At 69.8% G+C, this 16,915-nt stretch carries 17 protein-coding genes; 7 read left to right on the forward strand and 10 right to left on the reverse strand.

Annotation, left to right across the window (positions count from 1 at the left end; all coding sequences use genetic code 11):
• The first annotated feature begins 13 nt into the window (after positions 1 to 13).
• The 4 genes from ACN27E_RS09550 to ACN27E_RS09565 all read left to right on the forward strand — a co-directional run bounded on the left by ACN27E_RS09550 (position 14) and on the right by ACN27E_RS09565 (position 4,182).
• Entirely contained in the window at positions 14 to 808 is a 795-nt protein-coding gene (locus ACN27E_RS09550; protein WP_422748538.1) for a methyltransferase domain-containing protein, read from the forward strand.
• Positions 805 to 2,346, forward strand: coding sequence for a 1,4-alpha-glucan branching protein domain-containing protein (locus ACN27E_RS09555; protein WP_422748540.1), 1,542 nt, complete (start codon positions 805 to 807; stop codon positions 2,344 to 2,346). The genes ACN27E_RS09550 and ACN27E_RS09555 overlap by 4 nt, the downstream gene beginning before the upstream one ends.
• A gap of 4 nt (positions 2,347 to 2,350) precedes the next feature.
• Positions 2,351 to 3,592 (forward strand): glycosyltransferase family 4 protein, encoded by a 1,242-nt coding sequence (locus ACN27E_RS09560; RefSeq protein WP_422748542.1) that lies wholly within the window; start codon positions 2,351 to 2,353, stop codon positions 3,590 to 3,592.
• A gap of 122 nt (positions 3,593 to 3,714) precedes the next feature.
• Complete coding sequence (locus ACN27E_RS09565) at positions 3,715 to 4,182, forward strand: hypothetical protein (RefSeq protein WP_422749751.1); 468 nt, start codon at positions 3,715 to 3,717, stop codon at positions 4,180 to 4,182.
• 55 nt (positions 4,183 to 4,237) lie between these two features.
• Here ACN27E_RS09565 and ACN27E_RS09570 read toward each other — a convergent pair whose 3' ends face one another.
• Complete coding sequence (locus ACN27E_RS09570; protein WP_422748544.1) at positions 4,238 to 4,975, reverse strand: acyltransferase; 738 nt, start codon at positions 4,973 to 4,975, stop codon at positions 4,238 to 4,240.
• A gap of 109 nt (positions 4,976 to 5,084) precedes the next feature.
• On the opposite strand from ACN27E_RS09570, the gene ACN27E_RS09575 reads away from it, so the two are divergent.
• Together ACN27E_RS09575 and ACN27E_RS09580 are read left to right on the forward strand one after the other, a co-directional pair.
• Complete coding sequence (locus ACN27E_RS09575; protein ID WP_422748545.1) at positions 5,085 to 6,362, forward strand: PQQ-binding-like beta-propeller repeat protein; 1,278 nt, start codon at positions 5,085 to 5,087, stop codon at positions 6,360 to 6,362.
• Between the two features lie 138 nt (positions 6,363 to 6,500).
• Positions 6,501 to 8,045, forward strand: coding sequence for an alanine/glycine:cation symporter family protein (locus tag ACN27E_RS09580; protein ID WP_422749753.1), 1,545 nt, complete (start codon positions 6,501 to 6,503; stop codon positions 8,043 to 8,045).
• A 2-nt stretch (positions 8,046 to 8,047) separates the two neighbouring features.
• Here ACN27E_RS09580 and ACN27E_RS09585 read toward each other — a convergent pair whose 3' ends face one another.
• The 8 genes from ACN27E_RS09585 to ACN27E_RS09620 all read right to left on the reverse strand — a co-directional run bounded on the left by ACN27E_RS09585 (position 8,048) and on the right by ACN27E_RS09620 (position 14,110).
• Positions 8,048 to 8,755 (reverse strand): esterase, encoded by a 708-nt coding sequence (locus ACN27E_RS09585; protein ID WP_422748547.1) that lies wholly within the window; start codon positions 8,753 to 8,755, stop codon positions 8,048 to 8,050.
• Positions 8,756 to 8,788: 33 nt separating this feature from the next.
• Positions 8,789 to 10,009, reverse strand: coding sequence for a THUMP-like domain-containing protein (locus tag ACN27E_RS09590; protein ID WP_422749755.1), 1,221 nt, complete (start codon positions 10,007 to 10,009; stop codon positions 8,789 to 8,791).
• Positions 9,967 to 10,947 carry a class I SAM-dependent methyltransferase gene (locus ACN27E_RS09595; RefSeq protein ID WP_422748549.1) on the reverse strand — a complete coding sequence of 327 codons (981 nt, stop codon included), beginning with the start codon at positions 10,945 to 10,947 and terminating at the stop codon, positions 9,967 to 9,969. The genes ACN27E_RS09590 and ACN27E_RS09595 overlap by 43 nt, the downstream gene beginning before the upstream one ends.
• Complete coding sequence (locus tag ACN27E_RS09600) at positions 10,944 to 11,606, reverse strand: enoyl-CoA hydratase (RefSeq protein ID WP_422749757.1); 663 nt, start codon at positions 11,604 to 11,606, stop codon at positions 10,944 to 10,946. Before ACN27E_RS09600 ends, ACN27E_RS09595 begins: the two co-directional genes overlap by 4 nt.
• A 2-nt stretch (positions 11,607 to 11,608) precedes the next feature.
• Positions 11,609 to 12,436 (reverse strand): NUDIX hydrolase, encoded by an 828-nt coding sequence (locus tag ACN27E_RS09605; RefSeq protein ID WP_422748550.1) that lies wholly within the window; start codon positions 12,434 to 12,436, stop codon positions 11,609 to 11,611.
• Entirely contained in the window at positions 12,433 to 13,356 is a 924-nt protein-coding gene (locus ACN27E_RS09610; protein ID WP_422748552.1) for an ABC transporter ATP-binding protein, read from the reverse strand. The genes ACN27E_RS09605 and ACN27E_RS09610 overlap by 4 nt, the downstream gene beginning before the upstream one ends.
• On the reverse strand, positions 13,269 to 13,901 hold the full coding sequence (locus tag ACN27E_RS09615; RefSeq protein WP_422749759.1) for a YczE/YyaS/YitT family protein: 633 nt from the start codon (positions 13,899 to 13,901) through the stop codon (positions 13,269 to 13,271). The genes ACN27E_RS09610 and ACN27E_RS09615 overlap by 88 nt, the downstream gene beginning before the upstream one ends.
• A 77-nt stretch (positions 13,902 to 13,978) precedes the next feature.
• Positions 13,979 to 14,110: a hypothetical protein gene (locus tag ACN27E_RS09620; protein WP_422748553.1), complete on the reverse strand. Its 132-nt coding sequence runs from the start codon at positions 14,108 to 14,110 to the stop codon at positions 13,979 to 13,981.
• Positions 14,111 to 14,196: 86 nt separating this feature from the next.
• On the opposite strand from ACN27E_RS09620, the gene ACN27E_RS09625 reads away from it, so the two are divergent.
• On the forward strand, positions 14,197 to 15,651 hold the full coding sequence (locus tag ACN27E_RS09625) for a PLP-dependent aminotransferase family protein (RefSeq protein ID WP_422748555.1): 1,455 nt from the start codon (positions 14,197 to 14,199) through the stop codon (positions 15,649 to 15,651).
• Between the two features lie 28 nt (positions 15,652 to 15,679).
• Here the strand turns inward: ACN27E_RS09625 and serB are convergent, their stop codons facing one another.
• Complete coding sequence (gene serB, locus ACN27E_RS09630; protein WP_422749761.1) at positions 15,680 to 16,915, reverse strand: phosphoserine phosphatase SerB; 1,236 nt, start codon at positions 16,913 to 16,915, stop codon at positions 15,680 to 15,682.

Below are 16,915 nucleotides of genomic sequence, written 5' to 3' on the forward strand. Positions count from 1 at the left end.
AGCCTGCCTTGCGATGAGCGCACACGTGGCGGGGCCGCGCGACACCGGCGAAGACACCCTCCCTCTGACCGGAGAGCGGACCATCCCCGGCTTGGCCGAGGAGAACTACTGGTTCCGTCGCCATGAGGTGGTCTATGCGCGCCTCGCCGACCGCTGCGCCGGGCGTGACGTGCTCGAAGCCGGCTGCGGCGAGGGATACGGGGCCGATCTGATCGCGGCTGTGGCCAACCGGGTGATCGCCCTGGACTACGACGAGGCCACGGTCGCGCACGTCCGCACCCGCTACCCGCGCGTGGAGGTCCGGCACGGGAATCTGGCCGCCCTGCCACTGCCGGACAGCTCGGTCGACGTGGTCGTGAATTTTCAGGTGATCGAGCATCTGTGGGATCAGCCACAATTCGTGCGGGAGTGCTTTCGGGTGCTGCGACCGGGCGGTCAGCTGCTGATGTCGACCCCGAACCGGATCACCTTCTCGCCCGGGCTGGACGCCCCGCTCAACCCGTTTCACACCCGCGAGCTCGACCCTGCGGAACTGGCGGATCTGCTCACCGGTGAAGGGTTCGACATCGAAGGCGTCTACGGCGTCTTCCATGGCCCCCGGCTGCGTGAGCTCGACGCCCGGCACGGCGGTTCGATCATCGAGGCGCAGGTGGCCCGGGCGCTCGCCGGTGCACCCTGGCCCGACGATCTGCTCGCCGACGTCGCTGCCGTCCGCGCCGACGACTTCGACCTCCTCGAAGCCGGCCGAGCCGACAGCCGGCATATCGACGAGAGCCTCGACCTGGTGGCGATCGCGGTGCGGCCGTGAATGACGAGGCGCCGGCCGCGGCGGTACCGGGGCTGTTCACCCTCGTCCTGCACACCCATCTGCCCTGGCTGGCGCACCACGGTCGCTGGCCGGTCGGCGAAGAGTGGCTCTACCAGTCGTGGTCGGCGTCCTATCTGCCGCTGCTGCGGGTGTTGCGCACACTGGCGGCCGAGGACCGGTCGCATCTGGTGACGTTGGGCATGACCCCGGTGGTCACCGCTCAACTCGACGATCCCTACTGCCTCACCGGCATGCACCACTGGCTGGCGAACTGGCGCCTGCGCGCACTGGAAGCGTCCACCCATCCACACCCATTGCGCGAGTTCGGCATTCGCGAGCACGCCGAGGCCGACCAGGCGCTCGAGGAGTTCACCTCGCGGTGGCGCCACGGCGGCAGCCCGCTGCTGCGCGAGCTGCTCGACGCCGACACCGTCGAACTGCTCGGCGGCCCCCTGTCGCATCCGTTCCAGCCGCTGCTCAACCCGAGATTGCGGGACTTCGCGCTGCGCGAGGGGCTCGCCGATGCGGGTCAGCGGTTCGCCCACACCCCACGCGGAATCTGGGCCCCCGAATGCGCATACGCGCCGGGGATGGAGAGCGGATACGCCGCCGCCGGCGTCGGTCATTTCATGGTCGACGGGCCGTCACTACACGGGGACACCGCGCTCGGCCGGCCCGTCGGCGACTCGTCGGTGATCGCGTTCGGCCGGGATCTGTCGGTGAGCTACCGGGTGTGGTCGCCGAAGTCGGGCTATCCGGGCCACGCCGCCTACCGCGACTTCCACACCTACGACCACACGACCGGCCTCAAGCCGGCCCGGGTGACCGGACGCAACGTGGCTTCGGCGGACAAGGCGCCGTACGACCCGCAGCGCGCCGACCACGCCGTCGACGCGCACGTGAGCGACTTCGTCGAGGTGGTGCGCCGGCGCTTGGCCGAGGAGAGCGCACGCATCGGCAGGCCGGCGCACGTCATTGCCGCATTCGACACCGAACTGTTCGGCCACTGGTGGTACGAGGGTCCGATCTGGCTGGAGCGGGTGCTGCGCGCCCTGCCGGCCGCGGGCGTGCGGGTGGGCACCCTGGCCGACGCCGTGACCGACGGGTTCATCGGCACCGCAACGCAATTGCCGCCGAGTTCGTGGGGCTCCGGTAAGGACTGGCAGGTGTGGTCCGGTGCGCAGGTGGCCGATCTGGTGCAGCTGAACACCGAGGTGGTCGACACTGCGCTGGGAACGGTGGACAAGGCACTGACCCAGCACGCGTCCGTGGGCGCACCCACCCCGCGCGACACCGTCGCCGACCAGATCCTGCGCGAGGCGCTGCTGACGGTCTCCAGCGACTGGCCGTTCATGGTGAGCAAGGACTCCGCAGCCGACTACGCGCGTTATCGTGCGCATCTGCATGCCCACGCCACCCGCGAGATCTCCGACGCGCTGGCGGCCGGCCGTCGCGAACAGGCCCAACGCCTGGCCGACGGCTGGAACCGGGCCGACGGCCTGTTCGGCGCCCTCGACGCGCGGCGGCTGCCCCGATGACACCGTGAAGGTCCTGCTCGTCTCCTGGGAGTATCCGCCGGTGGTGATCGGCGGCCTGGGCCGTCATGTGCACCACCTCGCGACCGAACTGGCCGCGGCGGGACATGAGGTCGTGGTGCTGGCGCGCCGGCCGTTCGGAACCGATCCGAGCACGCATCCGACCACCGACGGGGTGTGCGACGGCGTCCGTGTCATCGCCGCCGCGCAGGACCCGCACGAATTCGAGTTCGCGACCGACATGATGGCCTGGACACTGGCGATGGGCCACGCGATGGTCCGCGCCGGACTGGCGCTCACCGCGCACGACGCACCGTGGCGACCCGATGTGGTGCATGCCCACGACTGGCTGGTCGCCCATCCGGCGATCGCGCTGGCCCAGTTCTTCGACGTGCCCCTGGTGTCGACCATTCACGCCACCGAGGCGGGCAGGCACTCGGGCTGGGTGTCCGGCCCGACCAGCCGTCAGGTGCACGCCATCGAATCCTGGTTGGTGCGGGAGACCGACTTCCTGGTCACCTGTTCGGCGTCCATGGGCGACGAGATCGCCGCACTGTTCGGGCCCGGCATCGCGGAGATCAGGGTAATCCGCAACGGCATCGACGCGGCGCGCTGGCCGTTCGCCCTACGACGGCCGCGCACCGGCCCGCCGCGGCTGCTCTATCTCGGTCGCCTCGAATACGAGAAGGGAGTGCACGATCTGATCGCCGCACTGCCCCGGATCCGGCGCGCCCACCCGGGCACCACCTTGACCATCGCCGGGGAGGGCACCCAGCAGGACTGGCTGGCCGAGCAGGCTCGCAGACACCGGGTGCGCCGTGCGGTGCACTTCGCCGGTCATCTCGGGCACGACGAACTCGTCGACACATTGCACGGTGCCGATGTCGCGGTGCTACCCAGCCATTACGAACCGTTCGGCATCGTCGCCCTCGAAGCCGCCGCCACCGGGACGCCCCTGGTGACCGCGGACGTCGGCGGTCTGGGCGAGGCGGTGATCGACGGCCGCACCGGACTGCTGTTCACCGCACGGGACGTCGGCACCCTCGCCGCGGCCGTCGTGGCCGCCCTCGACGATCCGACCGCCGCCCAGCGACGCGCCATCGCGGCCCGGGACCGGCTGACGTCGGATTTCACCTGGGCGACGGTGGCGAGCCAGACCGCACAGGTCTACCTCGCCGCCAAGCGACGGATACGCGAACCGCTCGGCCGGATCCCGATCACCGAACAGGCGCTGCCCGGGCGGTCGTGAGCCCGCCTTATCACACCAGTCACATTTGTCACAATTAGCACGTTTATCACATGAGTATCACGGGGAAGTCTCTTTCCGAGCTTCGGCTCACCGTTGCCAGCACAGCCGAAAAGGACACCCCCATGAACACGGTGCTCTACGCCAGCCCGAACGGCGTCATCTACGAGACCCGCGCCTACAGCAAAGCCGAGATCGCCGAACTGATCGATGACCACGGGCTGGAGAACCTGTCCAGCCGCGACCGGCAGTACGACTTCTGGTTCACCCCCTCGACGCGGCGCTGCCGCAAGATCAACCGGCGCGCGATCGAACTCCTGCTGGTCACCACGGGCTACACCGCGCGCACCGTTCCGCTGCTACGCGGCGCGGTGGTGGTCGCCACCCACGACGCCGACGGCGATCTCGACGGGTTGAGCTGGCAGCAACTCGACGCGCTGGCCGAAGCCAGCCGGACGCTGTCCAAGCGGGAGCTGCGCGTCCTGGAGCGCCGCATCGCGCGGGCCGAACGCACGCTGCGTCGTCCGGTCAAGCCGGCGGCCTCCGCGATCCCGGCCGCCGAGGGCGTCATCAAGCTGCCGGTGCGGCACTGACCGTCAGCCCGCGCCGCGACTACCGATCGACGGTCGTCGCCGACTCAGACGACGTTCAGCGCGCCGCCTTCTTGCGTTCGATATCGGCCAGTGCCGCCGCCAGTTCGGCTCGCTGAGCCGCCGAGGTCTCCCAGGCGAGCTTGCGGTTCTTGACCACCTTGGCCGGCGCACCGACCGCGATCGAGTAGTCGGGAATATCGCCCTTGACCACCGCGTGGGCGGCCAGCACGCAGCCGCGGCCGACCGTGGTGCCGCGCAATACGGTCACCTTCGTCGCGACCCACGTGTCGGGACCGATACGCACCGGACTCTTGACGATGCCCTGGTCCTTGATCGGCAACTCGATGCTGTCCATCCGGTGGTCGAAATCGCAGATGTAGCACCAGTCGGCCATCAGCACCGAATCGCCCAGCTCGATGTCGAGATAGGTGTTGATCACATTGTCGCGACCCAGGACGACCTTGTCTCCGATGCGCAGCGAACCCTCGTGCGCGCGGATGGTGTTCTTGTCCCCGATGTGCACCCAGCGGCCGATCTCGAGCTGCGCGAGTTCCGGAGTCGCTTGAATTTCCACGTTCTTGCCCAGGAACACCATGCCGCGGGTGATCACATGCGGGTTGGCCAGCTTGAACTTCAGCAGCCGCCAATAGCGGACCAGGTACCACGGGGTGTAGGCGCGATTGGCGATCACCCAGCGCAGTGAGGCGGCGGTCAGGAAGCGGGCCTGACGCGGGTCATGCAGGCGCGAGCCTCGCCACCGCTTGTGCAGCGGCGCACCCCACATCGTCGTCATGGCCGCAAAGCCTACGCGAGGCATCGCTGGGCATTCGGGGACCCGGGTTACCCTCACGTGGGCTCCGATCGCGAGGCTGCCCACGAGATCACCGACCCGAAAGGACACCGTGTTCCGGCGATTCCTGGTGCTGGTGACTACGGCGCTGTCGGTCGGCGTGTTGGCGGGATGCGGCAACAACGACTCCTGGGTGCAGACCCGCGCCGCCTCGGGCTGGCCGGCCCAGTACGGCGACGCCGCCAACAGCAGCTTCGCCGATGTCGACGGCGCGCAGCAGCTGCAACTCGAGTGGAGCCGTTCGGTCAAGGGCACGCTGGGGGCGGCGGTGTCGCTCGGGTCGGACGGCTATCTGGGGGCCAATGCCCAGACCTCGGCCGGCTGCTCGCTGATGGTCTGGGAGGCGGACAACAACGGGCGGCAACGCTGGTGCACCCGACTCGTACAGGGCGGCGGCAGCGCCAGTCCGCTGATGGACGGCTTCGACAACGTCTACGTCGGCCAGCCGGGCACCATGCTGTCCTTCCCGTCGACGCAGTGGTATCGGTGGCGGCGCCCGGTCATCGGCATGCCGACCACACCGCGCATCCTCGCGAACGGGCAGCTGTTGGTGGTCACCCATCTCGGTCAGGTGCTGGTCTTCGATGCGCACGGTGGCACCGTCGAGGGGGCTCCGCTGGATCTGGTCACCGTCGACCCGACCGACTCCGGCCGCGGTCTCGGGGACTGCCCCGCCGCGGGCCCGGAATGCCCCGTGGCCGCCGCACCGGCGTTCTCGGCCGCCGGCAACGTCGTGGTGCTCACCCTGTGGGAACCGGGGGCCGAGGCGCCGGTGCTCGTGGGGCTGACCTACCGGCCCGGCCAGACCCCGCTGTTGTCGCGGCAGTGGACCTCCCCCGCCGTCGGGCGCGGACCGCTGGCCAGTCCGGTGCTCTCCGGTGACGGCACGACCGCCTACGTCAACGGCCGCGACCAGAAATTGTGGGCGATCGACACCGCCGACGGCGCCGCGAAGTGGTCGCTGCCGCTGGACTACCTGGCTCAGACCCCGCCGTCGGTCGCCCCGGACGGGCTGATCATCGCCGGCGGTGGGCCGGGCGCGAGCTTGACCGCGATCCGCGATCGGGGCGACCGCGGTGAGGTGGTGTGGCGCCGCGACGACGTCGAACCGCTGACCACCGCCAGCCGCGGCGGCGACACGGCGTACGTGGTCACCGGCGGTGCCGGCGATCAGACGCTGCAGGTGATCGACCCGGCCGACGGGCGCACCGTGAACAGCTATCCGCTGCCCGAGGCCACCGGCTTCCCGGTGGGGGTGTCGATCGGGTCGGACCGGCGGGTGGTCGTCGCCACCAGCGACGGACAGGTCTACGGATTCGCGCCGGAATAGTTACGGACCGACACCGCCCCAACCGGAATGTCACAGCAAGATGACACCGGTTTAACACAACGCTTCCGCTGAAATGGCATCATGTCCCCGGTCGCCCCACTTCGCGGGCGGCACGGTCGACGTCAGCAGGAGTGCGAATTGTCCGAATTCCTCGACACGGTGAACAGCTATGTGTGGAGCAACGCGCTGGTCTACCTGTGTCTGGCAGCCGGCATCTACTTCTCCATCCGGTCGCGTTTCGTGCAGGTCCGTCAGGTTCCGGAGATGATCCGGCTGATGCTCAAGGGCGAGAAATCGCCCTCTGGGGTGTCGTCGTTCCAGGCCCTGACGCTCTCATTGGCCGGCCGGGTCGGCACCGGGAACATCGCCGGAGTCGCCACAGCGATCGCGTTCGGCGGTCCCGGCGCGCTGTTCTGGATGTGGACGGTGGCCTTCCTCGGTGCGTCGACCTCGTTCGTGGAATGCACCCTGGGCCAGATCTACAAGACCCGTGACCCGCTGACCGGCGAGTATCGCGGTGGCCCCGCCTACTACCTGAGCCGCGCGTTGGCGCACACCCGCGCGGCGGCCGCGTTCAAGGTCTACGGGGTCGTCTTCGCGGCGGTGACCGTGCTGTCCTGCGGGCTGCTGCTGCCGAGCGTGCAATCCAATTCGATGGCCTCGGCGATGAATTCCGCGTGGGGCTGGTCGAAGTGGTGGGTGGCCGTCGGCACCGTCATCGTGCTCGCCTTCGTCATCATCGGCGGTGTGAAGCGGATCGCGGCCTTCGCCTCCATCGTGGTGCCGTTCATGGCCGCGGTGTACATCGTCATTGCGCTGGTGATCGTGCTGCTCAACGCCGGTGACATCCCGGAAATCCTGCGGACGATCTTCGCCAGCGCCTTCGGGGTCGACTCGGCCTTCGGTGCGATCATCGGCTCGGCGGTGATGTGGGGCGTCAAACGCGGTATCTACTCCAACGAGGCCGGACAGGGCACCGGTCCGCACGCCGCTGCGGCTGCCGAAGTCTCCCACCCCGCCAAACAGGGACTGGTCCAGGCCTTCGCGGTCTACGTCGACACGCTCTTCGTGTGCTCCGCGACAGGTTTCCTCATCCTGTCGACCGGCGCATATCGGGTGTTCGAAGGGGAGAGCGCGGCCGGGTCGATCATCGCCGACGGCGGGGTGCTGCCGGCGGACACGGAGGTGGGGCCCGCCTTCGCCCAGGCCGGTTTCGACACCCTGTTGAGCGGCGCCGGCGCGACGTTCGTCGCGATCTCCCTGGCGTTCTTCTGCTTCACCACGCTGATCGCCTACTACTACATGGCAGAGACGAATCTGCGGTTCATGCTGGGCCGGTCGGCGACCCGTCAGGTCCCCATCATCCGCGGTACCGTCGGGTCGAACTTCACGATGGCCCTGCAGGCGCTGATCCTGGTGTCCGTCGTGATCGGCGCCGTATCGACCGCATCCGAGGCCTGGGTGCTCGGCGATATCGGCGTCGGGCTGATGGCCTGGCTGAACATCGTCGGCATCATCATCCTGCAGCAGCCCGCGTACAAGGCGCTCTGGGATTACGAGCGGCAGCGCAAGAGCGGACTGGATCCCACCTTCGACCCGGTCGCCCTGCAGATCACCGGCGCACGCTTCTGGGAGACCTACGATCCCACCACCGGTCGGGACCGGCGCCCGACGACGGTCTAGGTCTACATCGAGGGCAGCGCGAGGACCGGCGCCAGGGCCGAGCGCGGAATGGTCGCCTGGCTGGCGCCGGCCGCCTCGGGCAACATCTCACCCTGACCGAAATAGAAGGTCACGGCGTCGTCGCTGATCGAGAAGTTCTGGTAGTTCTGCGGGTCCAGGCCGTCGCCGGGCAACACCGGCTGTTCGGTGCCGGTCACGGTCTGCAGCTGGTCCTGCACGGCGGGAAACACCACGTCCAGCGGCCGGGAGTCGGGCCGGAACAGCGTCTCGAACGTGATCGGCGCCTTGGCGGCCAGGTCGTAGTTGAAGGCCTTGTACCAGGTCTGCGGATGTGCGCCGCCGACGTTCTGGTAGATCTCCAGAACCAGGCTCTGCGTACCGTTCGGCGCCAAGCCGGAGTGCTGCGCGGTGCCGTTGACGTCCAGGACGTAGGGCAGTCCGCGGGAGCCGGGCATCTCCGAGACGTTGACGAAGCCGTCGCGGGTCTGGGTCAGATATGCCGCGACCGCCTGCTCGTCGGGGTAGCCGGCGGGAAATTGCATGTCCAGGGTGTAGCTGGGCGTCGCGGCGTGCACCTGACAGCTCTGGGTGCTGTCCAGCGCACCGCCGAGGTCGGCGCAGGCGGTCTGCGCCGACGCCACCGCGGTGCCGGCAGAGCCGGTGAGCACGGCGGCGGTCAGCAGCGCCGCCATCGAAGGGAGTCGTCTCATCACGGGCCAGCGTACGTGGTAGGTCGGCGCAGTTCAGCGACCGTGTGACGGCCGACATAGAAAGGCCGTTGCCCGACTTGCCGTCCCGCTGCCCAGCCGGGTGATGACGACCGAGAGCGCTGCGGTGCCGCGCGGCTTGAGCCGCCGACGCAGCGCATCGGGGTCGACATCGACTCCGCGCACCAGAATCTCGACGGCGCCGGCGTCGTGGGCCGACAGTGCCTGACGCAACCGGCGCTCCTGATACGGGATTTGTTCGAGCACCTCGAATCCGCGCGTCCCCGGGGGCAGCGCGTCGCCGGTCAGATAGGCGATCGCCGGATCCAGCTGCCACAACCCGTGCCGGGCCGCGTAGTGGCGCACCAGCCCCGCCCGGACCACGGCGCCGTCAGGGTCGACGATCCACTGCCCGGCCGGGGCGACCGGGCAGTCGTCGGATTCGGCGTCGGTGATCTGCTCACCGATGTCGAGGACGGCCGCGCTGCGGGTGACGCCCGCAGCGCCCAGCCCCGGCGACCACAGGCAGGCTTCGCGCACACTGCCGCCGAAGGAGACGACCTCGATCTCTCCGGTGAACCCGAGACGGCGCACGGCATCGAAATCGATCCCGGGAGCGCACTTCACGGCGAAATCGCGGCCGCGGTAGACATCGAGGACCGTGTCCAGCGGCGGGGTGTACTCGGCGGGGTCGAACGTGCGCCGGCCACCGCGTCGACGGGCCGGGTCCAGCAGCACCACGGTGTCCCGGGTGACCGGGTGCAGGGCATCGGCGCGACACAGGGCCACCTCCCCACCGGACTGGTCGAGATTGTGGCGGGCCATGGCCAGTCGCACCGGGTCGATGTCGCTGCCCAACACCACATCCGCCCGGTACTGCAACGCCGCCAATTCCGCCCCGATCGAACACGTGGCATCGTGCACGCGGGCACCCGTCAGCCGCTGTGCGCGGTGCGCCGCGACCGGCCCGGCCGTCGCCTGTTGCAACGCATCATCGGTGAACAGCCACTGGCTGCTTGCGGGGAGTTTGGCCGCCGCCCGGCGCCGTAGTCGAACCGTCTCCACCAGTACCGCGGCGTGATCGCCGAAAGACCGTCGCACGGCGGCGATGTCGGCGATCAGGGTGGCATCGGTGAGCGGCCGCGCCGCGACCTCACGCAGCGCCCGGACGCCCTCCTCGCCGCGAAGGTAGCCGACCGCATCGAGGTCGAACGTTACGACGGTTTGACCCCGGTGACCATCACGTTGTAGAACCAGCCCTTCGGCACCACCCGGCGCCACACGTTGGCGTCCACCCAGCTCAGCGACGTCCAACTGTTGAAGGCGAATTTCGCCCAGCCCCAGCCCAATCGGCCCGGCGGTACGGCGGCCTCGAAGGTGCGGACCGGCCAGCCCAGCATGGCGGCGGTGAATTCCTCACTGGCAGTGGACACCTCGACGGCGCCGGCCGAACGCGCCATGGTCTCCAGATCAGCCGGGTCGAAGGTGTGCAGATCGACGACCGCCTCCAACGCCGCCGCACGCGAGGACTCGTCGAGCTCGGTCTGCGGCCGCCGCCACTCCGAGAGCAGGGGCAGCTTGGTGACGTTGGTGGCCACCCGCCACGTCAGCGTCGACAGCTCGCGCGCGTAGCGGTTGCCCACCGTCGTGGGCTCCCCGGCGAAGACGAACCGGCCGCCGGGTTTGAGCACCCGGACCACCTCGCGCAGCGACAGTTCGACGTCGGGGATGTGGTGCAGCACCGCATGCCCGACGACCAGGTCGAAGGTGTCGTCCTCATACGGGATGCCTTCGGCGTCGGCGACCCGCCCGTCGATGTCCAGGCCCAGAGACTGGCCGTTGCGGGTGGCCACCTTCACCATGCCCGGGGACAGGTCGGTGACCGAACCGCGCCGGGCTACACCGGCCTGGATCAGGTTCAACAGGAAGAATCCGGTGCCGCACCCCAACTCCAGCGCCCGGTCGTAGGGCACCTCGCGCTGCACCTCTTCGGGGACGGCGGCGTCGAAGCGGCCGCGCGCGTAGTCGACGCAGCGCTGGTCGTAGGAGATGGACCACTTCTCGTCGTAGGTCTCGGCCTCCCAGTCGTGGTAGAGCACCTGGGCGAGTTTGGAGTCCTTCATCGCGGCTTCGACCTGTTCGGCCGTCGCGTGCGGGTTGGACGCCGGCAGATCGGTGTGGTCGATACTCGTCATGGCTGGCAGCCTAACCGGCCGTCGGCGAACGCGGCCTTGGCGGCGGCCAGGACGTGCGGCGGGTGCTCGTCGAAGCGTCGCGCCCAGCCCAGTGCCGCCTCGTAGACCCCGTCGGGGGCCGTCAGCTCGTCGATCAGGCCGATCTCGCGGGCCTCTTCGGCCCCCACGAAACGTCCGGAGAACACCAGGTCCTTGGCCTTGCTGGCGCCGATCGCGCGGCTCAGCCGTGCCGTGGCGTCCGCGCTGGGGGCCAGGTCGGCGAGGATCTCGGTGGATCCGACCTTGACGTTGTCGCCACTGATCCGCCGGTCCGCCGCCAGTGCCAGCGTCAGACCCGCCCCGAGGGCGTATCCGGTCACCGCGGCCACGGTCGGCTTCGGGATGTCGGCGACCGCGGCCACCGCCTGCGCGGCGATCCCGGCGTACTGGGTGGCGTCCAGGGTGCGCAGGGCCGGCACGTCGTCGCCGGCGCAGAAGATCTCGTGACCGCCGAACAGGATGACCACACCGACGTCGTCGCGGGCGGCCACCTCGCCGGCCGCGTCGATCAGCTCCAGATACACCTGACGGGTCAGCGCATTGGTCGGCGGCCGCGAGAGCAGCAGCGTCGCGATCTGCGGGCGTTCCTCGGAGAGGTGCACGCTCACGAACTCCCGCACGGTCACGGCGACCGGTGGTTGCGTGCCGCGTTGTAGCGGTCACTGTCGAAGAACTCGATCTCCCAGTTCCCACCCCGGACCGACAGCGTGGGCTCCACGGCCTGGATGCGGCGCTCGACGGCGAGCACCTCGGCGACGGTGCGGCCGGTCAGCGCGTCGAGCTGGGTCCAGGTAGGCGGCAACAGGAACGAGCGGCCCGAGGCGAAGTCCTCGAGCGCCTCCTCGGGCGCGATCCAGCCGGCCTGATCGGTCTCGGTGTTCTCGCCGTCGGCGCGTTGGCCGTCGGGAAGGGCGCCGACGAAGAAGTAGGTGTCGTAGCGGCGGGTGCGCTCCTCCTTGGGCGTCACCCAGTTCGCCCAGGGCCGCAGCAGGTCGGCACGCAGGAGCAGCTTCTCCTCGCGCAGGAAGTCGGCGAAGGACAGTGTGCGGTCGGCCAGCGCCTGGCGTGACTGGCGGTAGACGGACGCGTCGTCGACCAGGACGTCGGGGTCGTCGGCCGCTCCGGCGAACAGCACGCCGCATTCCTCGAAGGTCTCGCGGGCAGCGGCGCACACCAGCGCGCGGGCCAGCTCCTCGTCGACGCCAAGGCGTTGCGCCCACCAGTCCGGGCCGGGTCCCGCCCAGGCGATGTCGGCGTTGCGGTCCCGGTCGTCGACGCCGCCCCCGGGGAACACCATCACCCCTGCGACGAACTCCATCCCGGCGTGGCGGCGCATCAGGAAGACCTCATTGCCGCCGGCGGTCTCGCCGGCCGAGCGGATCAGCATCACGGTCGCGGCCGGGCGCGGCGTCAGAGGTTCGGCCGCCGTCGTCTCCTGCTGGTCGGTCATGCACGCCTCCTGTGCGCCGCGCGGGTACGGGTCCGCCGGGCGAAGTAGCGCCCGTCGATGACGTCGAGGGCGATCGACTGGCCGAACGCCTTCGACAGGTTCTCGCCGGTGAGCACGTCGGTGAGCAGTCCGGCGGCCACCACCTCGCCTTCCGACAGGATCAGGCAGTGGCTGAAACCCGGCGGAATCTCCTCGACGTGGTGGGTCACCAGCACCATCGCGGGCGCATCCGGGTCGGCAGCCAGGTCGGCCAGGCGCGCCACCAGTTCCTCGCGACCGCCCAGGTCCAGTCCAGCCGCCGGTTCGTCGAGCAGGAGCAACTCCGGATCGGTCATCAGCGACCGGGCGATCAGCACCCGCTTGCGTTCGCCCTCGGACAGCGTGTCGTAGACCCGCTCGGCCAGGTGTTCGGCTCCGACGCTTTCCAGCATCTCCACCGCCTGCAGGTAGTCGACGTCCTCGTAGCGCTCGCGCCAGCGGCCGAGCACCGCATAACCCGCGGACACCACCAGATCGCGGACCACCTCGCCGGGTGGAATTCGTTGCGACAGAGCCGAACTCGACAGACCCACCCGGGATCGCAATTCGGCCATGTCGGTGCGGCCCAGCCGCTCCCCCAAGACGAACGCGGTGCCCGACGAGGGGTGCTCCATGGCCGCGGCGATGCGCAGCAGCGACGTCTTGCCCGCGCCGTTGGGGCCGATGACCACCCAGCGCTCGTCCAGTTCGACGGCCCAGGTGATGGGACCGACCAGCTTCTGACCGCCGCGGCGCAGCGTGACCTCGGCGAAGTCGATCAGCAGGTCCGGGTCGGGGACCAGTTCCGCATCGGTCAGACCGTCGGCTGCATCTTCTCCGGGCACCCGACCATGGTGCCGTACTCGGCGGGTGCGCTGCGCTGCGGGTCGCGCGGCGGGCACAGGCCCGCCCACCCGCTGATGGCCAGAATCCGCCGGGGTGTCAGCCGCACGAACAGTTGCACCAGCGGGCCGATCCCGAAGGCGTAGACCACCGTGCCCACCCCGACGGTGCCGCCGAGCAGCCAACCCGCGAACAGGACCGCCGCCTCGATGGCCGTGCGCACCGATCGCACCGACCAGCCGGTGCGCGCGATCAGCCCGGTCATCAGCCCGTCCCGGGGGCCCGGCCCCAGACCTGCTCCCACATAGAGGACCGTGCTGAACGCGTTGAGCACCACGGCGCCGACCATCCAGGCCGTCTGGGCCGGCAGTCCCCGCGGATCCGGCAACACCGCAAAGCTCGCGTCGACGGTCACCGCGATGACGACCACATTGGCGACGGTGCCGATGCCCGGGCGGTTACGCAGCGGGATCCAGGCCAGCAGCACTGCGACGCCGACGACGGCCGTGGCGACGCCGATGCTCATCGCGGTATGCCGGGCCAGCCCCTGATGGAACACGTCCCACGGGTCCAGACCCAGCCCCGCGCGGATCATCACTGCCATCGAGAAGCCGTAGCCGGCCAGGCCGGCCAGCAGTGCCGACCCTCGCAGCGCCCCGTTCCGGATCCGCCTGACCGTGCTCACGCGTGGTCCGGGAAGCGGACGCGGATGGCGTCCAGTTCCTGGCGCACGCGCCGCAGATCGGAGTCCAGTTCGCCGCCGGACACATCGCCGGGCCGGTATACGAACAGATCAGACAGTCCACTTCCCAACCTTGATATCCAGTTTGATGCCATGGACCCATGATGAGCCGGCGGATGCTTGCCTTCCAATAGCCAGTTGGACGATACTGGCCCGAATGGTGATCGATATCCCCGTCCGGGCGCTCGACGTGGACCGATTGGCCCGGGAACTGGGCAACTGGCGGACGGCCAACTCCAGTGGCCCGGTGTATCAGGGCCTCGCCGACGGCATCCGCATGCTCATCGTGGACGGCCGGCTACCCGTCGGGGCACGTCTGCCCAGCGAGCGCGCACTGGCCGATGCGCTTCATGTCTCCCGCACCACCGTCACCTCGGCGTACGCCCAACTGCGTGACGACGGCTACCTGCACGCCCGCCGCGGCGCCCGCAGCACGACCGCGCTACCGGCCGCCTCCGCCGCCGCCACACGCGTCGTCGGGGGCTCGCCGACCGTCGGTGCGGTCAATCTCGCGAATGCGGCGATGGCCGCGCCGGTCACCGCCGTGCACACCGCATACACCGCGGCCGCCCAGCAGATCGCCCCCTATCTGCACGGCGTGGGCATCGAACTCGCGGGAGTGACCCCGCTGCGGGAGGCGATCGCCGAGCGATACTGCGCGCGCGGCCTGCCCACCGAACCCGACGAGATCATGGTGACCACCGGGGCGCTACACGCGATCGGCCTGATCCTGGCGACCTACACCCAGCCCGGCGACCGCGTCCTGGTCGAGCAGCCGACCTATCACGGCGCGATCGCCGCGGTCACCACCGCCGGCGGGCGGCCGATCCCGGTGGCGCTCGCCGAGGACGGCTGGGATCTGGGCGCTCTGCACACCGCGGTCCGCCAGCTGGCCCCGAGTCTGGCCTACGTGGTTCCGGACAACCACAATCCCACCGGGCTGACCATGCCCGAAGCGCAGCGCCACGAGTTCGCCGAACTGGTCACCGAGACCCGCACCCGCACGATCGTCGACGAGACCATGTCCGACGTGTGGCTGGACCAGCCGGTACCGCCGCCGGTGGCGGCGCTGATGACCCGGCGACGGGATCTGGTGCTCACCACCGGATCGATGTCGAAGTCGTTCTGGGGTGGGCTGCGCATCGGCTGGATCCGGGCCGAGCGGGCCACCCTGGCCACGGTGGCCGCGCTGCGGCCGTCGATCGATATGGGCACCCCGATCCTCGAACAGCTGGCCGCCGCGGAATTGCTGCGGGTCGCCGAGGACGTACTCCCCGACCGCCGAGAGATGCTGCGCACCCGGCGGTCACTGATGCTGTCGCTGCTCGAGCAGTGGCTGCCCGATTGGCAGCCCTGTCCCGGTGGCGGCGGCCTGGCCCTGTGGGTCCGCCTGCCGGCGCCGATGAGTTCGGCGCTCTCGGCGGCGGCGTCGCGGATGGGGCTGGACATCCCGCCCGGTCCGCGGTTCGGTGTCGACGGCTCCCTGGAACGCTTCGTGCGGATCCCCTACACCCTGCCGCCGGATCAGATGGCCGAGGCGGTGCGGCTGCTGGCGCAGGCGTGGTCGACGGTCACCGGCGGGTCGGCCCCACGGCGCGCGGTGGTCGTGTAGCCGGCCGCCCGGTGTTCGGGCCGGGCCGTCAGTCGTCGATCGCGACGCGACGCAGGAGCCCGTCGTGCGCGTCGGCGGCCTCGATCTCCCCCCGGGTGATGCCGAGCAGGAACAACACGGTGTCCAGATACGGATGACTCAGCGAGGCATCGGCCACCTCGCGCAGCGCCGGCTTGGCGTTGAACGCCACGCCCAGACCGGCGGCGGTGAGCATGTCGATGTCGTTGGCGCCGTCGCCGACGGCCACGGTCTGTTCCATCGGCACGCCCACCTGCTGGGCGAAGTTCCGCAGCGCCTTGGCCTTACCGGGCCGGTCGACCACCTCACCGATCACCCGGCCGGTGAGCACACCGTCGACGATCTCGAGTTCGTTGGCCGCGACGAAATCCATCATCAGCTCGTGGGCGAGCGGCTCGATCACCTGGCGAAAGCCACCGGAGACGATGCCGCAGTAGAAGCCCAGCCGGCGCAGGGTGCGCAGGGTGGTGCGGGCTCCCGCCGTCAGCTCGATCTGTTCGGCGACGTCGTCGAGCACCTCGGCCGGCAGCCCGGCCAGCGTCGCGACGCGGCGGTGCAGCGATTCGGCGAAGTCGAGTTCCCCGCGCATGGCCGCCTCGGTGACCTCGGCGACGGCGGCTTCAGCACCGGCGCGCGCGGCCAGCATCTCGATCACCTCACCCTGGATGAGGGTGGAGTCGACGTCGAACACGATCAGCCGCTTGGCGCGCCGGGCCAGGCTGTAGTCCTCCAGCGCGATGTCCACACCCTCACCGACCGCGACCCGGGCCATCGCCTGTTGCAGCCGGCCGTACACCCCTGCCGGCACCGACACACGCAGTTCCAGCCCGGTGACCGGATAGTCCGACACCCCGCGGATGGTGTCGATGTTCACGCCGAGCGCCGCGACCTCGCGCGACACCGCCGCGAAGGCTTCAGCGGTGATGGGCCGACCGAGCACGACGATCGTGTGGGTGGAGGGTTCGCGCATCACCGGGGTGTCCCGGCTGCGCTCGATCGTCACCTCGAGCCCGACGCCATGGATCGCGGCCTCGACGTCGGCGCGCAGTGCGGCACTGTCGGCCACGTCCGGTGGCGCGGCCACGAGCACCCCGAGAGTCAGCCGACGGCGGACCACCACCTGCTCCACGTTGAGCAGCTCGACGGCATGCTGGGAGAGCACCTCGAACAGCGCCGACGTCACACCGGGCTGATCGACCCCGGTGACGGTGATCAACACCGACACCTTCGACCTCTGACCGACTAT

Source organism: Mycobacterium sp. WMMD1722, assembly GCF_049315205.1.
GTDB lineage: Bacteria > Actinomycetota > Actinomycetes > Mycobacteriales > Mycobacteriaceae > Mycobacterium.